We start from the raw sequence: 17,570 nt of genomic DNA, 5'->3' as shown, positions 1-17,570 counted from the left end.
CGCGGTCGGATGTACGCCATAGCCGCTGGCTGGACTATGCTGTCCTAAGAATAGAGACATTAGGACAATGATGACCATCTTCAAGGCGCCGCCCCTGGACAGCGTCGATCACGTCGTACTAGCCGAGATCCATGGCATGAGGCGTGCCCTGGCCAGCCACCTGCGTGCTCCGCGTCGCTGGCAAGGCAGTCTGCGGCGGACGATGCTCGCACGTGCGATTCGGGGGTCGAACAGCATCGAAGGCTATGTCGTTGACGAGGACGACGCGGCGGCGGCGCTGGATGACGTGGATCCACTCAGCGCCGATGCCCTCACCTTCGCCGAGATCAGGGGCTATCGGCAGGCGCTGGGATTCGTCCTGCAGATGGCTGCCGATCCGCACTTCGACTTCGACACGTCGAGCCTGCGAAGCATGCACTACATGATGCTGTCCCACGATCTGGCCAAGAGCCCAGGGCAATATCGGACCGGACCGATTTATGTGCGTGACGATAAAACGGGCCAGGTTGTCTATGAAGGACCACTCGCCTCGCAGATCCCGGCTCTGGTCAGTGAGTTGGCGTTGAGCCTGCGCGAAAACAGTCAGGCGGATGCCGTGGTTCGAGCGGCCATGGCTCATCTGAACCTGGTGATGATCCATCCGTTCCGTGATGGCAACGGTCGGATGGCGAGGGCCTTGCAGACGCAGGTGCTCTCTCGTGACGCGATTGTCGAGCCTGCATTTTCCAGCATTGAGGAGTGGCTGGGGCATAATGCCGACGACTACTACCGCGTGCTGGCGTGTACGGGACAGGGAGCCTGGCATCCGGAGCGAGACGCGCACCATTGGGTCGCGTTCAATCTGCGGGCGCACCACATGCAGGCCCAAACCATCGCTGGCCGGATCAAGGAGACCGGCGCGATCTGGGAGGAGATCGATCACCTGGTGACCAGCCATGGACTGCCTGAACGCGTGTCTGACCTCCTCTTTGACGCGATTAACGGCTATCGCCTGCGCCGGTCGACCTACGTGAAAAGCACCGGCATCGAGGAACGTACTGCCTCACGGGATCTCGGGCGTCTGGTCGACGAGGGTCTGCTTCGTCCGGTCGGAGAGACCAAGGGCCGTCACTACGTCGCCACCCACGCCGTTCTGCACATCCGCAGGCAAGTCCGTGGGCGTCGCGACGAACTGACGGATCCCTATCCCCATCTCCGCGCGGAACTGGTCCAGCAAACCTCCTAATCCGCTTTTCCGGAGGTCGGCGGGCGGTAGCGTACGGGCGTTGAAGCTACACACGGGGAGTTAGCCGATGACCGTTCTTTCACCTTCATCAGATGCACTCGCGACGAAAGGCCGGCTTGCCGCAGGAGTCGCGATCGTCCTGTCTGCCATCGCAGTCCTGATGACTGTCGGGTTTATGGCGCTGAACGCTACGAACCCCATCCGCTACGTGGTGCCTGGAATCCTTGTCGGCGTGCCGAACCGGGCCGTCATGGTGGCCATTCTCGCCGCGTCCTGCGCGATTTTGGCGATGACACTTCGATCCGGTCACGATGGTTTGGCGATCGCGCTGCCGGTCGCGGTCGGGGTCGGGCTGTTGGCCGGGATCGTCCATGCGGCGATTATCGTGGTGCTCACCGGTGCTGTTCCGGTGGCTGTAGCCCAGTTCATCATCTCCTTGGTCTGTGCTTCGCTTGGCGCGTTGGTCACGCTCGTACGACCGATGCGTGCTGCGGTCGCGGTCGTTCTGTCGGCCGCCGTCGTCGTCCTGGTGTCCGAACTTTTTGGTGTGGCCACTAGCTTCTTAGCAGCGATGATGGTGATGAACGAGGTTGCGGTGCCTCATGCGACGCAGCTGATTCTCGGCCTCAGTATGGCGGTGGGGGGCCTGGCCACCGTGTTCGCGGTGGCTGGATCGGTCTGGGCACTGGTGAAATCGGGTGCGGCAGTTGGCCGGGAGGCGCGTGCCGGCTTGCTGACCGGCGTGGGTTTTGGCGCCCTGCAGGTGGTCCCGGGGGTCATCGCGCTAGTGGCCGTCTTCGTCCCGGTCGATGGGGAGACCGCCGGGAGCCTGTTTCCGATTGCCAGCGAGACAGCGATCGTCGGAATCGTTTGTCTTGTCGTCGCGGTCATCGTGGGGCCGCTGACCGCCTTGGTGGCCAGCGGAGGCAGCTCATGACGTACCCACCTGACTGGCCTTTCACGGCTAGTCAGGTGGGCGCAGCTCAGGCGGAGACCGGGGTGCTGACGTACGTCTCGACGAAGCCGCGGAAAACCTTCAGACCCTCCTGGGTGCTGATGCTTTCCGGGTGGAACTGCACCGACTCGACCGGCCATTCACGGTGCCGCAGCCCCATCACATAGCCGTCGTCTTTGGCGCGCGCGGTGACTTCCAGGTCACCGGTGACGTTGTCGACGATCAGTGAGTGATAGCGGGTCGCGGTAAAAGGGCTTTCGTACGCACTGAAACAGCCCTTGCCGTCGTGCTCGATGACGCTGGTTTTCCCATGCATCAAATGGGACGCACGCTTGACCTCGGCGCCGAAAACCAGCCCGATCGCCTGCTGACCAAGACAAACGCCCATGGTCGGGATGTCTTTGCTGACCTCGCGCACAATGTCGACATAGCCCGCGTCCGCCGGATGTCCCGGGCCGGGGCCTAGCATCAGCAGATCGGGTTTGGCCGCCAGCACGTCGTGGTAGTCGATCTTGTCGTTGCGGTGCACCTGGACTTCGATTTCCAGCAGCCGCAGATATTGCGCGACGACATAGACGAAACTGTCGTACGCGTCAATCACGAACGCCCGCATCGGCTGCCTCCTCACCGGTGATGGCCCAGTAGGGCGCCCCGAGTTTCTGCCAGGTCTCCGCCCATTCCCGGTCCGGCCGGGAATCCGCGACAATGCCGGCCGAGGCCCGCAGTTGGTAGACGCCGTCGTGATAAAGCGTCGAGCGGATGTTCAACGCGAGATTCATCTGGCCGTCGAAACTGATCTGTCCGACGGCACCGGCATACGCACCGCGGCGGGTCGTTTCGAGCGATTCGATGATCTCCATCGCCCGTACTTTCGGGGCTCCGGTCATCGTACCGGCCGGGAAGGTCGCCGCCATGATGTCCCACACGTCCATAGTGGACATCTGTCGGCCGATCACGGTGGAAACCAGGTGGCTGACGTGTGAATACGCCTCCACCGTCAACAATGCGGGCACTTCCAGTGTGTTCGTACGGCAAACCCGTCCGATGTCGTTGCGACAGAGGTCCACCAGCATGATGTGCTCGGCGACCTCCTTCTCGTCGCGGAGCATCTGGGCCGCCAGCATTTCGTCCTCGGCGAGGTCCCGGCCGCGCCGAACGGTGCCGGCGATCGGCCGCATGGTGATCAGATCTTCTTCCAGCCGTACGAAAAGTTCCGGGCTGGCACCGACGAGCGTCTGTGGACCGTTGGGCACGTAATACATGTACGGCGAGGGATTGCGGGCGCGCAGCCGGCGATAGACCGCGAGCGGATCCGCGCTGGTGGTGACGCGCAGCTCCTGTCCTAGCTGCAGCTGGTAAATGTCACCGGCGCGAATGTGTTCGAGCGCGGTTTCCACGCCCTTCACGTAATGCTCGTGGGTGGTCGGCTGCTCGACCTTCGTCGGCTTGGGCACCCGCGGGGTGCCGTCGTCGAGCGGAATGCCGGTCAGCCGGTCGAGCACCGCGTCCACGTCCAGCGGCGCCCAGGCCGCACCGCCGTCGTACGTGTCAATGCGGGCCCGCCGTTTCGCCAGGTCCTGGACCAGCTGGCCTTGGTAGACCGCGAGCACGATGTCTGGGGTGTCGCCGGCGTGCTCGATCAGCATCGGCAGGTCCTCGACCGCCCAGGTCGTGTCGTACCCGTAGTAGCCGAACAGCCCGAAACCGCTGTGCTGCTCGGGCGTCAACGCTGTCACGTCGAAGACACCCTGCACCGCGCGCAACAAATCCCACAGATGCTTGCGGGATCGCAGGGTGTCTTCTTCTTTGAAGACCCCGGCCCGCTGCCACGCCTGTTTGACCCGCTCGACCAGCTCCTGAGCGCCGTCGAGCGTGACCTTGTCGATAGTGACGGTGATCGTCAGAATCCGGCCGATGCCGATCATCGAGCTGCGCCGGTCCGTCTCCGGACCAGACAGCGACTCCAGCAGATAAAGGTCGTTTTCACCGTACGCCTCGCGAAGAGCCACAAAGCTCGCCAGCGGGTCGAAAAACGCCACCGAACGCGACGTACCGCGGACTTCCACGGTCGTCGTTTCTGTGCGGGCGGCGTCCGGCCGGGTCACCGGCCGCGCCGGGTCGAGGCGGACAGCATGCTCAGGCGCCAACTCGAACAGCCCTCAAGGTGCCAGCTTGCAGTGACCCAGATGTTAGGAATGCGCACGTCCAACCTCCTCCCGAAGCGTGAATGGGGTCACTCTACCCGGCCATAATGACTGGCACGCCGGCTGCCCTCAACGCGGCCATCGTTGCTGCGAACCTGTGCTTCCCCAAAATCGCGAGTGGGAGCCCGATGATGTCACCGTCCGACCAGAACACCAGGTCGGCGTGTGCGAGGAAAGCCTGCGTCGGTGTCCGGAAAGCCATCGAGTACGACCACTGCCCCCTTCTCACCACGATCTCGCGACAGGTCACCTCCACCGTGCACGGCGCGTCAGGTCGTCGGGGACTGGTTCGGCTCACCCCGCGGATGAGTCCGACGTAGAGAACGCCGACCAGGAGAAGGATCAAGAGAGGCGGGAGGAGCCGGGGGATGTCAAGGCCGTCCGAACTCAGGTTCGGCCGGAATCCGGTGGCGGCCAGACAGATCAGGAGGATCGTCATCACCACGGCGATCGGAGCGTAGGCGATTATTTTGGCCACTCGTCGAGGCGTACGTTCAAGCACCGCCACAGTGGCACGTGTATGGGGGACGGGATCGGCCGCGAGCTCAATCACCACGAGTGCCGCCTCCGACACCTCAGGACGGCTTGGGGTTAACGCGAACACTTCTTCCCCACTGGGGCACGCGCTGTCCGCCAGTCGCTGGCGCTGTTCGGGACTGAGCAGCTTCAGCGGCAACGAAAACGTCATTGATTCGTCGACGTGTAGATTGAGGAAACGACGCGTTTGGGTAGTCGACGAAATGGCTTCCACCGGACAGCGGAATATCGTGCTCTCGGTCGTCAGCGTGTATTCATCAGCAGTGGCCCGAAAGAAAGCTGAGCCGGCCGTGCGACGGTCTGAAGGCTTCAGTCGTAGCTTGGCTAGTCTGCGTGCCGTGATCATGACGGTGAAATACACTGTCAGCAGGAATACGGCCCAGTTTCCGGCAGTCGGCTGAAGGTCTTGGATCGGTCGGGAACCAAGCGTCGAGACGGCCAGTGCCACGGCCGCGAGGCACAGAATCGTGCAGATCCAGACACCTGTCGTGAGAGTCCTGCTGTTGGCCTTGAATGCGTGCCACCTGACGTGTGCTGGAATCTCGACTTCGACGATGGTGTCGACATGTTCCCCCATGGCGGCATCGTACGGGTGCTGGCCTGACCGTACGGGTGTTTTAGTGCTTGCCTCGGGCCATGACCAGTTGGATCCGACGCACAGCGGACCGGTCGTCGAGCGGTGATGACTTTGTCTGCCATCACTCGTGCTTACCAGCTATGGCTTCTCATAGATGTCATGGTTGCCGATGCGCCTCCAGACGAGCGTCGGCTTGCCGTCTTTGCCGATTTCGACGTGAAATGTCGCTCGTCCGTCCGGCGAGGTGAAACTCCAGGTCATCGAGTAAATCGAGGTTTCCTTCAGCTTGTGGATGCGCAGGGTCGCCGGCCATGTGGTGTCTCGGCGGAGAGCTCCGGAGCGCACCGCCGGCAGGAAGTGTTCGCGCAGTGCCTGCTGGAATAGTCGCCGGTGTTCTGGCGCAGACCTCGCGTAGTCACGTGCGAAGCGCGGTGTCGTGATGAATCTCATTTCTCGGCCGGGTTGTCGCTTTCAAGGCTGTCGAGATATCCAAGAAATTCTTCGTCGGAGGCGAACTCGGTGGAGCGGCCGGCGGCGAGATCTTCGTCCACCTCACGCTCAGCGGCCTGGTGGCCCTCGGTCCAGAACCAGGCATCCCCAGCCGGGACCGCGAGATGTGGGATGAGCGCGATCTCCCGCTCGCGCACCACGATCTCCACTTGGGCTCCGGGCTTGTCCAGGCCGAACTTGCGCCGCACGTGCGCGGGAATGGTCACCGTGCCGTTCTTCGGCTGAATCGCGACGAAGGCAACGTGGGTATCCATGGGGTGCAGGATAGCACGAATCCATGAATCCTGTGATCCTGGATTCAGGGAAGCGGGAGCGGGGGCGAGTTGCGTGAGTGCTGTCATGCCTCCATGGTCGGGCCGGATCCGGCGCCGTACGTGCTGCCAACCCGAATCTGTGGACGAAAAGTTGTCCTGTGGAAAAACGTCGCCGGGCTGGCGACATGCGAAAATCGCCGGCCCTGCGGCGATCGTCAGGAGCCGGTGAAGGTGGGGGGACGGCGTTCGACGAAGGCCTGGATGGCCTCGGTGAGGTCGCGGCTGGGCAGGAAGGCGGAGTTCCACGCGCCGACATATCGCAGGCCGGCCGCGATCTGGGGGCCGCGGGTGACGTCGAGGACGTCCTTGACGCCCTGTACGACCAGCGGCGGATTGGCGGCGATCGCGGCGGCCATGTCGTGAGCGGCGGCCAGCAGAGCGTCCTTGTCCTCGTACGTGTCGTTGACGAGGCCGATCTTCTCGGCGCGTACGGCGTCAATGTCCTTGCCGGTCAACGCCAGCTCGCGGAGGTGGCCCTCGCCAATGATGCCCGACAGCCGCTGCAGGCTGCCCAGGTCCGCGACAATCGCGACCTTGACCTCACGTACGCTGAATTTGGCGTCCACAGTGGACAGTCGGATGTCGGTCGCCGCGATCACGTCGATGCCGCCGCCGATGCACCAGCCGGCGACGGCGGCGATCACTGGCTTGCGGCATTCTGCGACGGCGTTGACCGAGTCCTGCAGGCCGTGCAAGTGGGCGAGAAATTCGGTACGCGCCTTGGCAAGTGCGCCGTCGGCCAGCAGCGGCGCAAAATTCGGGGCCATCGCCGGCAGATCCAGGCCGTACGAGAAGTGTTTCCCGGAGCCGGTCAGGATGACGGCCCGTACGTCGTCATCGCGATCGATGGCCCGGAAGACGATCGGCAGTTCCCGCCAGAAGTCCGGACCCATCGCATTGCCCTTGCTGGGCCCGATCAGCGTGACTGTCGCGATGTGGTCGGCGACCTCGACCTCCAACGCGAGCAGTTTTTCGTCTTTCAAACCGGCGATGCTCATAAGTCCCTCTCAAGGCGGTGCTGCCGAAAAGAAGCCGGGCCGGCCACACACACGTGACCGGCCCGGAGGTGCAAGAACAATCTACTCGTACGACTCGCCGCGCTCGGCCTTCTCGACCAGCGACTGCGGCGGGTTGAAGCGCTCACCATAACGATCGGCCAGTTCTTTCGCGCGGCCGGCAAAACCGGTCAGTCCGCCCTCGTACTGGTTGATGTACTGGATCACGCCACCGGTCCACGGCGGGAAGCCGATGCCGAAAATGGAGCCGATGTTCGCGTCCGGGATGGTCCGCAACACGCCTTCGTCGAAGCACTTGACGGTTTCCAGCGCCTCCGCGAAAAGCATCCGCTCCTGCATGTCTTGGAACGGGATTTCCGCGGTGCCGGACTTGAAAGCGTCCTTGAGGCCTGGCCACAGGCCGGCCTTCTTGCCGTCCACATAGTCGTAGAAACCGGCGCCAGTGGAGCGGCCCTTGCGGTCGTATTCGTCGATCAGCTTGTCCAGAACAACTTCCGCCGGGTGCGGGGTCCATTTTCCGCCCGCTGCCTCGACAGCCGCCTTGGTCTCCTCGCGGATCTTCCGTGGCAGCGTGAAAGTCAGCTCGTCCATCAGCGCGAGCGCGCCGACCGGGTAGCCGGCCTGGGTGGTGGCCTGCTCGATCGACGAAGGCGCGACACCTTCGCCGACCATCGCCACTGCCTCGTTGATGAAAGTGCCGATCACCCGGCTGGTGAAGAAGCCCCGGCTGTCGTTGACGACGATCGGGGTTTTCTTGATCTGCAAAGTGAAGTCCACGGCCTTGGCGACCGCCGCGTCGCTGGTCTTCTCGCCGGCGATGATCTCCACCAGCGGCATCTTGTCCACCGGCGAGAAGAAATGGATGCCGATGAAGTCGGCCTGCCGCCGCACGCCTTCGGCGAGGCCGGTGATCGGCAGCGTGGAGGTGTTGGAGCCCAGCAGGGCGTCCGGCGCGACCACGTGCTCGACCTCGGCGAAGACCTTCTTCTTCAGGTCAGCGCTCTCAAAAACGGCTTCGACGATGAGATCCGCGCCGGCGCCGTCCGCGGCCTTGTCGGTCGGCGTGATCCGGGCGAGGACCTCGTCGGCCTTTTCCTGGGTGAGCTGGCCGCGGCTGACCGCCTTGCCCAGGATCTTCTCCGAATACGCCTTGCCTTTTTCGGCCGCCTCTAGTGAAACGTCCTTGAGGACGACCTCAATGCCAGACCGGGCGGCCGAATACGCGATGCCCGCGCCCATCATGCCGGCGCCGAGCACCAGAACCTTCTTGGAGGTCCATGGCTGGTACCCGTCGGGGCGACTGCCGCCCTTGTTGATCGCCTGCAGATCGAAGAAAAACGCCTTGATCATGTTGGTCGAGACCTGACCGGAGGCCACGTCGAACAGGTAGCGCGTCTCGATTTTTGTCGCGGTGTCGATGTCGACCTGCGCACCCTCGACGGCAGCCGCCATGATGTTCCGCGGCGCCGGCATCGGCGCGCCCTTGAGCTGCTTTTTAAGGTTGGACGGGAAAGCCGGCAGGTTCGCCGCAAAGGCCGGGCTCGACGGCGTACCACCGGGGATCTTGTATCCCTTGACGTCCCAGGGCTGTACGGCCGCGGGGTTGGCCTTGGCCCACGCCTTTGCCTTGGCCAGCAAGTCATCCCGGTCGCTGGCGATCTCGTCGACCAGACCCAGTTCCAGCGCCTTCGCCGGCTTGTGCCGCTGTCCTTGCAAAAGCACGTTCAGGAGCGCGCTCTGGATGCCGAGCAGCCGGACCGTACGAGTGACGCCACCGCCACCGGGCAGCAGCCCCAGCGTGACCTCGGGCAGCCCAACCTCGGCTCCCTTAACGTCCTGCAGGACGCGGTGGTGACAGGCGAGCGCGATCTCGTACCCACCGCCGAGAGCGGCGCCGTTGATGGCCGCCACCACCGGCTTGCCCAGAGTTTCCAAGCGCCGGAAGTAACTTTTCATCAGGTCGACGCGCTCGGTGAACTCCTTGGCGTCCTCCGGCTTTACGGCCATCAGCATCTGCAGGTTGCCGCCAGCGAAGAAGGTCTTCTTGGCCGACGTGATCACCACGCCGGTGAACGAGTCCTTGTCTTTCTCCAGGCGGTCGATGGTGGCCGCGAGCGAAGTGCCGAAAAGCTCGTTCATGGTGTTCGCTGACGCGTCCGGGTCGTCCATCGTCAGCGTGACAATGCCGTCCGCGTCCTGGTCCCAGCCGATCATGTTCTTCTCAGTCATTTTTTCTCCGGAATCAGACGCGAATCAGACGCGCTCGATAATGGTGGCCTCGCCCATGCCGCCGCCGATGCACAAAGTCACCAGCGCATAGCGGGCATTGCGGCGTTCGAGCTCGTCGATCATGGTGCCGGTGATCATCGCGCCGGTGGCGCCGAGCGGGTGACCCATCGCGATCGCGCCGCCGTTGACGTTGATCTTCTCGTCCGGAATCTTGAAATCGTCGACATACTTCAGGACGACCGAAGCGAAAGCCTCGTTCAGCTCGAAGAGATCGATGTCGTCAGCGGAAAGTCCGGCGGTCGCCAGCACTTTTTCGGTGGCTGGCGTGGGACCGGTGAGCATGATCGTCGGGTCCGCGCCGGACACCGCGGTCGCCACCACGCGAGCCCGCGGCACCATGCCGAAGTCCTTGCCGACCTGCTCGTTGCCGACGAGTACGAGCGCGGCGCCGTCCACGATGCCGGAGGAGTTGCCGGCCGAATGTACGTGGTGGATCTTCTCGACCCAGTGGTATTTCTGCAGCGCCACCGCGTCGAAGCCGCCGAATTCGCCGATCGCCTCAAAAGACGCCGGCAGCTTGCCCAGGCCCGCCACCGTGGAGTCCGGCCGCATGTGCTCGTCGTGATCCAGTACGACGACACCGTTGCGGTCGAGCACCGGCACGACGGATTTCGCGAAGTAACCGCCGGCCCAGGCGGCCGCCGCGCGCTGTTGGGAGCGCATCGCGAAAGTGTCGACGTCCTCGCGGGAGAAACCCTTGATGGTGGCGATCAGGTCGGCGCCAATGCCTTGCGGCACAAAGGAGGTGTTGTAGTTGGTCTCCGGGTCCATCGCCCAGGCGCCGCCGTCGGAGCCCATCGGTACTCGCGACATCGACTCGACGCCACCGGCGATGATCAGTTTGTCCCAGCCGGCGCGCACTTTCTGCGCGGCCGAGTTGACCGCCTCCAAGCCGGACGCACAGAACCTGTTGAGCTGCACGCCGGCGACGGTGTCCGGCAGGCCGGCGGCGATCGCGGAGATCTTCGCGATGTCCGAGCCCTGGTCACCGACCGGCGCGACGACGCCGAGGATGATGTCGTCGATGGCCGCCGGATCCAGGTCCGGGAACCGCAGCCGCAACTCGTGGATCAGGCCTACCACCAGCGAAATCGGCTTGATGCCGTGCAGCGAACCGGTCTTCTTGCCGCGGCCTCGGGGCGTACGAATGGCGTCGTAGATGAATGCTTCAGTCATGATCTTTTCCCTCCTAGCACGGTGATTTAGAGCGTGCGCGAGACGAGCTCTTTCATCACCTCATTCGCGCCACCGTAGATCTTCTGTACGCGGCTGTCGGTGAACATCCGCGCGATCGGGTATTCGAGCATGTAGCCGTACCCACCAAACAACTGTAGGCATCGATCGACGACCGCGCACTGTTGCTCGCTCAGCCAGGACTTGGCCATCGCGGCGGTGGAGACATCCAGCTCACCGCGCAGGTGTTTGGCGATGCAGTCGTCCACGAAAACCCGGCCGACCCGGGCGATGGTGGCGCAGTCGGCCAGCTCGAACCGGGTGTTCTGCATCGCGAACAGCGGTTTGCCGAAGGCCTGCCGCTCTTTCGTGTACGCGGTGGCGAGCTCGACAGCGGCCTCGATGACGCCGATCGCGGCGACCGCGATGATCAGTCTTTCCTGCGGCAGCTGCATCATCAGCTGGAAGAAGCCCTGACCTTCTTCGGTGCCGATCAAGTTGGATTTGGGTACGCGCAAGCCGTCGAAGAACAGCTCAGCGGTGTCTTGGCTGTGCTGCCCGATTTTCTGCAACAGCCGGCCGCGCTGGAAGCCCTCCGGGTTGTCGCCGACCTCGGCAACGATCAGCGACACGCCTTTGGCGCCCTCGGTCGGATCGGTCTTCGCCGCAATGATCACCAAATCCGCGAGATAGCCGTTGGTGATGAAGGTTTTGGCTCCGCTGATGACATATTCGTCACCATCCGGAATCGCCTTGGTGGTGATCGACTGCAGGTCGGATCCGGTGCCTGGCTCGGTCATCGCGATCGCGCCGACCCATTCGCCGCTCGCCAGCTTGGGCAGCCAGCGCTGTTTTTGTTCCTCTGTACCGTAATGCACGATGTAGTGCGGAATGATCGCGGAATGCACGGCGAACTGCAGTGACGGCGCGCCGGCCCTGATCTGCTCGGTCAGCAGGACCGCCTCATGTGCGAAGGTGCCGCCCCCGCCGCCATATTCCTCCGGGATTGACATGCCGGCCAGGCCCAGCTCGCCGGCCCGCTGGTAGAGCTTGCGGTCCGGATAGCCCTGCGCGGCGAACTCCTGCTCGCGCGGCGCGACCTCCTTGGTGAAGAAGGTGCGCGCCAGCTCGGCGACGGCCCGCAGGTCGTCGTCCATCCAGGGCGACCTGACCGCCGAGGGGTGTGCGGCTCCGTGCGTCTGAGTCACGTCCGGCCTTCCGTGGATGATGCTAATGCTGATTAACATAACGCGGTGGATCTGGTAGCTGTCAAGGGATCTGGGCAGCTATGGTGAGGTCCACAGCGTTCACTTAGCCGGCTGGAGGTGCGGAATGGATTCAGAGCGGCCGGGCCGTCGCCCGGCGAACCGCCGGCGTCAGCTGGTGGTGCTCGCCGCGGATCTGTTCGCCCAGCGCGGCTATCAGGCCGTCAGCATCGAGGACATCGCCTCGGCCGCCGGCATCACCGGCCCCGCGCTTTACCGGCACTTCCAGGGCAAGCAGGACCTGCTCGCGCAAGTGCTGCTGACCGGGCAGGAAGTGATGGACGAGGCCGCTGAGCAGGCTCTTGGCGGAGCCGGTACGCCGGCCGAGCGGCTCGACGCGGTAACGCTCGCGTTGGCCGAGCAGTCGGTCCAACGCCGCGGGGTTTCGGCGCTGTGGCGGTGGCAGGCGCGGCACCTGGACGAGACCGCCCGCAACGAGGTGCGCCAGCGCGGCCGCAAGTTCATCACCCGCTGGGCCGGTGAGCTCACACTCGTACGCCCCGACCTGCCGGCCGCCGACGCCGAGCTGCTCTGCATGGCGGCGTTGAGCGTCTTGGGCAGCGTCGCCGACCACCACGCCAGCCTGCCCAAACGTCGCTTCGTGGCACTCCTGCATACGCTGGCCTCGGCGGTCTGCGCCAGCTCCTGTGTGCCCGCCGAGTCCGGCGAAGCCACGGGTTTCGTTGCTGAGCCAGTGATTCCAGCCACCCGGCGGGAGCAGATCCTGGCGGCCGCCACCGAACTTTTCGTCCAGCGCGGCTATCGCGCGGTCAGCATGGAGGATATTGGCGCTGCCGCTGGGATCGCTGGTCCCAGTGTCTACCGGCACTTCGCCAGCAAGGCCGACCTGCTGATGGCCGGCTGCGGACGGCTCGCCGACCAGCTCGCGGTCGGCGCGAGCCGCGCGCTGTCTGGCGCCGGCGAGCCCGCGGCGCAGCTCGACCGGCTGATCCGCTCGTACGTGGACGTGGTCATGGACCACGGCGAGCTGCTGCACGTCTACAACCGCGAGCTCGCCCACCTGCCCGAACGCAGCCGGCTGGAGTCGCTGCGGGTGCAGCGTGCGTACGTGGCCCAGTGGGTTGGTCTGCAGTCATCGCTGTCGCCGGACGCGTCCCAGTCCGAGTCGCGGATCGCCGTGCACGCGGCCCTGACGATCATCAACGACCTCTCCCGTTCCGGCCGCCTGCGCGCCCGCCCCGCGATCGGTGCGGAACTGACGGCGCTCGCCCACACAGTCCTGTCCGCCGCCCAAAACTTCGTCAGAAAGTGATCCGCAGGGTCGACAGGAACCAGGAGTAGCAACCAATGAGGAGTACGAGACCGGCAATCGCCAGGCCGTGAGCACGGCGAGGATCCGTACGGCGTGGTCCGCTCCGCGGGAGGTCAGCGCGCCGATCCCGGCGCCTATCGCGGGTACGCCGAAAACCACGGCCGCGAGCAACCAGAACTCGTTTCTCGTCGCCGAGTCGCCGCTCGTGCGGACCTCTTGACCGTACGACCACAGGAGCCACACCGTCGGCGCCAGCAAGGCGATGGCCATCACTGCGAGGACAACACACCCGATGGCTATCCCAACGGAACGAGGTCCGCTTTGGGTGGGTGCCTTGCTGTCATCATCACTGGGCTCCCGAGTGTCCGCTGCCTCGTCCGTCACGAGTCTTACGATCACGGTCCACTTGAGATGGCGCTTGAGCACAACTACTCAACCACTACTTGGTTCAGGTGATTTTGCGAGTGGACAGGTCACCGGATCCGGCGGCGATTCCCCAGGTCAGGACTCGGGTGGGGCGGATCAGAATCCACGCCGGTTCGAAGGGGAACGGCGCTTCCAGGCGTAGGCCGACTTGTTCGCCACCGTCGAGATGGTTTTGCGCGCGGCCGCGAATCTCCATCCCGCGCGGTCTCCAAGGATCCACCGTGGCGATGTCGTCGACCAGGAACGACACCTCGGGGTGCAGCGTGGTGTCGCGAAATTTCTTGCTGTTCGCCATCCTCGACCCGACCACCCCGCCGATGACGATGGCCTCGGCTTCGGGGTCGTAGATCACTCCTACCGGGCGGACCGTCGGTCGGCCGTCCGCGCCAACAGTGGCCAGCCGGCCCAGCAATTGGCTTTTCATGTACGCGACTTCTTCGTCGGTGAATACGCTCATGCCTTCGAGCCTGCCGATTCCGGCCGCCCGGAGGGAGGCCGCGCTGAGACTGGCCCTGCCAAGGTCACCATGGTCGACCCTAGAGTTTCGGTCATGGCGGAAAACGAAGTGGGCGCGTTTCTTCGCTCCCGGCGAGAGCTGGTCACGCCGGCCGAGGTGGGCTTGCCAGCCGGCCCGCGCCGTCGCACCCCTGGCCTACGCCGCGCTGAGCTGGCCACCCTCGCCGGCGTGAGCGTGGAATACCTGATCCGGCTGGAACAGGGCCGCGACCGGCATCCGTCCAGCGAGATCGTGACTGCGCTCGCCAACGCCCTGAATCTGTCTTACGACGAGCGGGTCCACCTGCACCGGTTGGTCAAAGGCACCTCTTGTCAGGCCACGGAACCGCGGTCGTGGGAAATCCGCCCGACCGTAGGAGCGCTGCTCGACCGGCTTGATCCGAGCCCGGCGGTGGTGGTCAGTCGAGTCGGCGACCTAGTCGCTGCCAACTCCAGCTATCGCCGGCTGGCCCGGCCGCTCGGGCTGTTGGACGCCGACCAACCCAACCTCACCCGCTTCGTTTTCGCCGACCCGCGAGCAAAAACCGCGTACCCCGACTGGAATCAGGTCGCTGACGAGCGGGCGGCCGACCTGCGAGCGGCGACAGCTCTGGGTGACCCGCATGCCGCCTTCCTCGGCGAGGAGTTGGCGGTCATTGTCGGCACGCCATTCAGCAGCCGGTACGACAACGCTGCCAGCCTGCCCGAACGTGTCGGCGTCGAACGATGGACACATCCGCTGGCGGGCGAATTGGTGTTGGCGTACGAAAGCCTGGAATTGCCGCATTCCGACGAGCAACGCCTGGTTGCCTATCTGGCCGCCGACGACGCCACTTCGGTGGCGCTCGAATCGCTCAGTCGTACGGCCCTGACGAACTAAACGCAGGCCGCGGTGCCGGCGATCCAGCCCCAGGCCAGGGCTGAGCCGATGGTCGCGCCGGGGGAGATGATCGCCGGTCCGATGACCGCGGCCATCGCGTTGCCGGCAGCGAAAAGTCCGGGAATGGGCTGGCCGTTCCAGCGCAGCACGCGGGCGTCGGTGTCGGTACGCAGACCGCCTTTGGTGCCGACGAGACCGGGAAGGACCGGCAGCGCGCAAAAAGGTGGTTCCGCGATGGTGCCCAGGTTGGGATGTGGTGCCGCCCGATCGCCCCAATAGTGGTCGTACGCGGCGATTCCCCGGCCGAAGTCGGGATCGTCGCCTTTTTCGGCGTGGGCGTTGAAGGACTGTACGGTCGCGGCCAGCTGGGCCGAATCGATGCCGGTTTTCGCGGCGAGGTCGGCGAGAGTCGGCGCCTGGATGACGTGGGACGGGAGCGGCTGGCCGGGAGCGGCGCCGGCGAAGGCGTAGCGAGCCCGAAACTGGGCGTCGGCGATGGCCCACGCGGGGGTGTTGCGGGGGAGCCCGGTGCCTGGGTCCGTTTCGGCGAAGGCGAGCGCCGCGTTGTGGCTGGATTCGTTGACGAAACGGCGGCCTGCGGCGTTGACCCAGATGACGTGCGGGAGCATCCGCTCGGAGAGCATCAGCACTGGGCGCGCGGTGCCGTCCGGCCAGGTGGTCGGTCCGGCGCTGGCGGGCCAGGACCAGCTCTCCGAGACGAAGTCCACGGCTGCGCCGTCAGCCAACCGCAGTGCGTCGCCGCGGTTGACCGGCGGCGACAGGGGCTGGTCGTACGGGCCGTCCAGCAGTCGTTCGCGCAGCTCAGCATCGTGTTCGAAGCCGCCGGTGGCGAGCACGACGGCGGGCGCTGGAAACTCGCGATCTCCCACCCGTACGCCGCCTTCGGGCAGCAGGCCGGTGACGCGATGGTCGCGCAGCAACTCGACGCCGGCTTCTCGGCAGCCGTGCAACAGGCCGGCGACCAGGCCCTGGCCGAGCGTCACCTGACCGGCCGCCTGCCGGCGTTTCATCACCGCGAAGGGTGGCGTGCCGCCGGCCATCAGGCCGAACTCCATGATCTCCGCGTTGGTGAGTACGGGCTGGAAGAACGGCGGCGGCCAGAACAAGTCGTCCGGGTCGCCGAGATCACCCAGACTGACCGGCTCGACCTCCAGATTGCGCCCGCCCGCCCGGCCGCCGGGAGCCTCCGCGAACGAGTCCGGCGCGTCCATCGGTGTGAAGCGGATGGGGGTGTGCCGCTCCAGGAACCGGACCATCAGCGGCGCCGCTCGTACGAACGCGGCCGCCATCGCCGGCGACCGCCCCTGCGTACGGCCGAGCACGTATGTCAGTGCGTCCTCGGGGTTGTCGGCCGTGTGGTGGTTGCCGGGCGCCCACACCTGCCCGCCCGAGACCGCGGTCGCGCCGCCCCACTTCGGGCTGCCCTCCAGCACGGTCACCGCCGCGCCGGCCACCGCCGCGGCGAGCGCCGCGCAAAGGCCGGCCGCGCCGGAACCAACAACAACGACAGAGGTCTTTTCGAACATGTTCGAAAAGTAGCACGCGAGCCTGTCTACACGCCACCCTCGTGCAGGGTCATGGCCGGCGCGTCCTCGGACGGCATCAGGATCCACAGCACCGGGTAGATCAGGATCTGGCTGCCCGGGATGAGCAGCAAGATCAGGACGAACAGAAACCGCGCGGGCCACGGGTCGAGGCCGAAGCGGCGGCCGAGGCCGGCGATGACGCCGCCCAGCAGGCGGCCGTCCCGTGGCCGTACGAGGCCCTGGTTGCGGAACGAGCCGTGAATCGTGTCCATGACGGATCAACCCTCTCGATGTCTTATGACCTTGCAATAAAGCATCGGTCGCGGGCAGGTGGGTTGGCATCGGGTACGACCCTGATCTGTCCCGGATGTTCGGTGGCACTCAGAATCAGGGGAGACTCACTAGGGGGAGCGGTGCCGGACGAGCGCGAAGTGTTGACGTGGGACCTGTTCGGGCGGGCGAGCAGGCGGTTGGCCGAGATGGTGGCCGCGGACGGGTTCCGGCCGGACCTGATCCTGGCGATCACCCGGGGTGGGCTGTTCCCGGCCGGGGCGCTGGGCTACGCGCTCAGTGTCAAGAACCTGCACACCATGAACGTCGAGTTCTACACCGGCGTCGACCAGCACCTGGAGATGCCGGTGGTGTTGCCGCCGGTGCCGCAGGTCGTGGACCTGACCGGCGCGCGCGTACTGATCGCCGACGACGTGGCGGACACCGGAGAGACCCTCCGGCTGGTACGCGACTTCTGCGCGGACCACGTTGCCGAGGCCCGCTGCGCGGTGCTCTACGAGAAGCCGCGGTCGCTGGTGAAATGCGAGTACGTCTGGCGCAGCACCGACCGGTGGATCGACTTTCCCTGGTCCACCGAGCCTGCCGTGGTGTAG

The 17,570-nt window shown here is 65.1% G+C and carries 18 protein-coding genes; 6 read left to right on the top strand and 12 right to left on the bottom strand.

What is annotated here, in order from left to right; all coding sequences use genetic code 11:
• Nucleotides 1-67: 67 nt before the first annotated feature.
• Both ABD301_RS04155 and ABD301_RS04150 read left to right on the top strand, forming a co-directional pair.
• Entirely contained in the window at nucleotides 68-1,225 is a 1,158-nt protein-coding gene (locus tag ABD301_RS04155; RefSeq protein ID WP_163567311.1) for a Fic family protein, read from the top strand.
• A gap of 175 nt (nucleotides 1,226-1,400) precedes the next feature.
• Nucleotides 1,401-2,162, top strand: a complete 762-nt coding sequence (locus ABD301_RS04150; protein WP_344307265.1) for a hypothetical protein — start codon at nucleotides 1,401-1,403, stop codon at nucleotides 2,160-2,162.
• A gap of 46 nt (nucleotides 2,163-2,208) precedes the next feature.
• On the opposite strand, the gene ABD301_RS04145 is transcribed toward ABD301_RS04150, so the two are convergent.
• The 9 genes from ABD301_RS04145 to ABD301_RS04105 all read right to left on the bottom strand — a co-directional run bounded on the left by ABD301_RS04145 (nucleotide 2,209) and on the right by ABD301_RS04105 (nucleotide 11,957).
• Nucleotides 2,209-2,793, bottom strand: a complete 585-nt coding sequence (locus tag ABD301_RS04145) for an anthranilate synthase component II (RefSeq protein WP_344307263.1) — start codon at nucleotides 2,791-2,793, stop codon at nucleotides 2,209-2,211.
• The gene (locus ABD301_RS04140) at nucleotides 2,774-4,327 is read right to left on the bottom strand and encodes an anthranilate synthase component I family protein (protein ID WP_344307261.1); all 1,554 of its coding nucleotides are present in this window, start codon (nucleotides 4,325-4,327) and stop codon (nucleotides 2,774-2,776) included. Before ABD301_RS04140 ends, ABD301_RS04145 begins: the two co-directional genes overlap by 20 nt.
• Nucleotides 4,328-4,418: 91 nt before the next feature.
• On the bottom strand, nucleotides 4,419-5,498 hold the full coding sequence (locus ABD301_RS04135) for a hypothetical protein (protein WP_344307259.1): 1,080 nt from the start codon (nucleotides 5,496-5,498) through the stop codon (nucleotides 4,419-4,421).
• A gap of 138 nt (nucleotides 5,499-5,636) precedes the next feature.
• Nucleotides 5,637-5,948 (bottom strand): hypothetical protein, encoded by a 312-nt coding sequence (locus ABD301_RS04130; RefSeq protein ID WP_344307257.1) that lies wholly within the window; start codon nucleotides 5,946-5,948, stop codon nucleotides 5,637-5,639.
• On the bottom strand, nucleotides 5,945-6,262 hold the full coding sequence (locus ABD301_RS04125; RefSeq protein ID WP_279579586.1) for an AbrB/MazE/SpoVT family DNA-binding domain-containing protein: 318 nt from the start codon (nucleotides 6,260-6,262) through the stop codon (nucleotides 5,945-5,947). The genes ABD301_RS04130 and ABD301_RS04125 overlap by 4 nt, the downstream gene beginning before the upstream one ends.
• A 215-nt stretch (nucleotides 6,263-6,477) precedes the next feature.
• The gene (locus ABD301_RS04120) at nucleotides 6,478-7,320 is read right to left on the bottom strand and encodes a crotonase/enoyl-CoA hydratase family protein (RefSeq protein WP_344307255.1); all 843 of its coding nucleotides are present in this window, start codon (nucleotides 7,318-7,320) and stop codon (nucleotides 6,478-6,480) included.
• 81 nt (nucleotides 7,321-7,401) lie between these two features.
• Nucleotides 7,402-9,567: a 3-hydroxyacyl-CoA dehydrogenase NAD-binding domain-containing protein gene (locus ABD301_RS04115; protein WP_344307253.1), complete on the bottom strand. Its 2,166-nt coding sequence runs from the start codon at nucleotides 9,565-9,567 to the stop codon at nucleotides 7,402-7,404.
• A gap of 24 nt (nucleotides 9,568-9,591) precedes the next feature.
• Nucleotides 9,592-10,806, bottom strand: coding sequence for an acetyl-CoA C-acetyltransferase (locus tag ABD301_RS04110; RefSeq protein ID WP_344307399.1), 1,215 nt, complete (start codon nucleotides 10,804-10,806; stop codon nucleotides 9,592-9,594).
• A gap of 23 nt (nucleotides 10,807-10,829) precedes the next feature.
• Entirely contained in the window at nucleotides 10,830-11,957 is a 1,128-nt protein-coding gene (locus ABD301_RS04105) for an acyl-CoA dehydrogenase family protein (RefSeq protein WP_344307251.1), read from the bottom strand.
• Between the two features lie 175 nt (nucleotides 11,958-12,132).
• Between ABD301_RS04105 and ABD301_RS04100 the strand changes: the two genes are divergently transcribed.
• The gene (locus tag ABD301_RS04100) at nucleotides 12,133-13,338 is read left to right on the top strand and encodes a TetR/AcrR family transcriptional regulator (protein ID WP_344307249.1); all 1,206 of its coding nucleotides are present in this window, start codon (nucleotides 12,133-12,135) and stop codon (nucleotides 13,336-13,338) included.
• A 67-nt stretch (nucleotides 13,339-13,405) separates the two neighbouring features.
• Nucleotides 13,406-13,558: a hypothetical protein gene (locus ABD301_RS04095; RefSeq protein WP_344307247.1), complete on the top strand. Its 153-nt coding sequence runs from the start codon at nucleotides 13,406-13,408 to the stop codon at nucleotides 13,556-13,558.
• Between the two features lie 228 nt (nucleotides 13,559-13,786).
• Here the strand turns inward: ABD301_RS04095 and ABD301_RS04090 are convergent, their stop codons facing one another.
• Nucleotides 13,787-14,221 carry a PPOX class F420-dependent oxidoreductase gene (locus ABD301_RS04090; RefSeq protein ID WP_163567319.1) on the bottom strand — a complete coding sequence of 145 codons (435 nt, stop codon included), beginning with the start codon at nucleotides 14,219-14,221 and terminating at the stop codon, nucleotides 13,787-13,789.
• Nucleotides 14,222-14,314: 93 nt separating this feature from the next.
• Between ABD301_RS04090 and ABD301_RS04085 the strand changes: the two genes are divergently transcribed.
• Nucleotides 14,315-15,139, top strand: coding sequence for a helix-turn-helix domain-containing protein (locus tag ABD301_RS04085; protein WP_344307244.1), 825 nt, complete (start codon nucleotides 14,315-14,317; stop codon nucleotides 15,137-15,139).
• Here ABD301_RS04085 and ABD301_RS04080 read toward each other — a convergent pair.
• Both ABD301_RS04080 and ABD301_RS04075 read right to left on the bottom strand, forming a co-directional pair.
• On the bottom strand, nucleotides 15,136-16,686 hold the full coding sequence (locus tag ABD301_RS04080; RefSeq protein WP_344307242.1) for an FAD-dependent oxidoreductase: 1,551 nt from the start codon (nucleotides 16,684-16,686) through the stop codon (nucleotides 15,136-15,138). The genes ABD301_RS04085 and ABD301_RS04080 overlap by 4 nt on opposite strands.
• 26 nt (nucleotides 16,687-16,712) lie before the next feature.
• Complete coding sequence (locus tag ABD301_RS04075) at nucleotides 16,713-16,958, bottom strand: PspC domain-containing protein (protein WP_163567320.1); 246 nt, start codon at nucleotides 16,956-16,958, stop codon at nucleotides 16,713-16,715.
• A gap of 141 nt (nucleotides 16,959-17,099) precedes the next feature.
• On the opposite strand from ABD301_RS04075, the gene ABD301_RS04070 reads away from it, so the two are divergent.
• On the top strand, nucleotides 17,100-17,570 hold the full coding sequence (locus ABD301_RS04070) for a phosphoribosyltransferase (protein WP_163567321.1): 471 nt from the start codon (nucleotides 17,100-17,102) through the stop codon (nucleotides 17,568-17,570).

This window comes from Fodinicola feengrottensis, from assembly GCF_039530045.1.
Lineage (GTDB): Bacteria > Actinomycetota > Actinomycetes > Mycobacteriales > HKI-0501 > Fodinicola > Fodinicola feengrottensis.
This window is presented reverse-complemented; position numbering and strand designations above follow the sequence as displayed.

What these genes read in the sequence shown, in the direction of transcription:
- ABD301_RS04075 (WP_163567320.1), bottom strand. Translation starts at nt 16,958, where the DNA reads ATGGACACGATTCACGGCTCGTTCCGCAACCAGGGCCTCGTACGGCCA.
- ABD301_RS04120 (WP_344307255.1), bottom strand. Translation starts at nt 7,320, where the DNA reads ATGAGCATCGCCGGTTTGAAAGACGAAAAACTGCTCGCGTTGGAGGTC.
- ABD301_RS04080 (WP_344307242.1), bottom strand. Translation starts at nt 16,686, where the DNA reads ATGTTCGAAAAGACCTCTGTCGTTGTTGTTGGTTCCGGCGCGGCCGGC.
- ABD301_RS04155 (WP_163567311.1), top strand. Translation starts at nt 68, where the DNA reads ATGATGACCATCTTCAAGGCGCCGCCCCTGGACAGCGTCGATCACGTC.
- ABD301_RS04115 (WP_344307253.1), bottom strand. Translation starts at nt 9,567, where the DNA reads ATGACTGAGAAGAACATGATCGGCTGGGACCAGGACGCGGACGGCATT.
- ABD301_RS04100 (WP_344307249.1), top strand. Translation starts at nt 12,133, where the DNA reads ATGGATTCAGAGCGGCCGGGCCGTCGCCCGGCGAACCGCCGGCGTCAG.
- ABD301_RS04090 (WP_163567319.1), bottom strand. Translation starts at nt 14,221, where the DNA reads ATGAGCGTATTCACCGACGAAGAAGTCGCGTACATGAAAAGCCAATTG.
- ABD301_RS04135 (WP_344307259.1), bottom strand. Translation starts at nt 5,498, where the DNA reads ATGGGGGAACATGTCGACACCATCGTCGAAGTCGAGATTCCAGCACAC.
- ABD301_RS04085 (WP_344307244.1), top strand. Translation starts at nt 14,315, where the DNA reads ATGGCGGAAAACGAAGTGGGCGCGTTTCTTCGCTCCCGGCGAGAGCTG.
- ABD301_RS04130 (WP_344307257.1), bottom strand. Translation starts at nt 5,948, where the DNA reads ATGAGATTCATCACGACACCGCGCTTCGCACGTGACTACGCGAGGTCT.
- ABD301_RS04125 (WP_279579586.1), bottom strand. Translation starts at nt 6,262, where the DNA reads ATGGATACCCACGTTGCCTTCGTCGCGATTCAGCCGAAGAACGGCACG.
- ABD301_RS04145 (WP_344307263.1), bottom strand. Translation starts at nt 2,793, where the DNA reads ATGCGGGCGTTCGTGATTGACGCGTACGACAGTTTCGTCTATGTCGTC.
- ABD301_RS04105 (WP_344307251.1), bottom strand. Translation starts at nt 11,957, where the DNA reads ATGGACGACGACCTGCGGGCCGTCGCCGAGCTGGCGCGCACCTTCTTC.
- ABD301_RS04150 (WP_344307265.1), top strand. Translation starts at nt 1,401, where the DNA reads ATGGCGCTGAACGCTACGAACCCCATCCGCTACGTGGTGCCTGGAATC.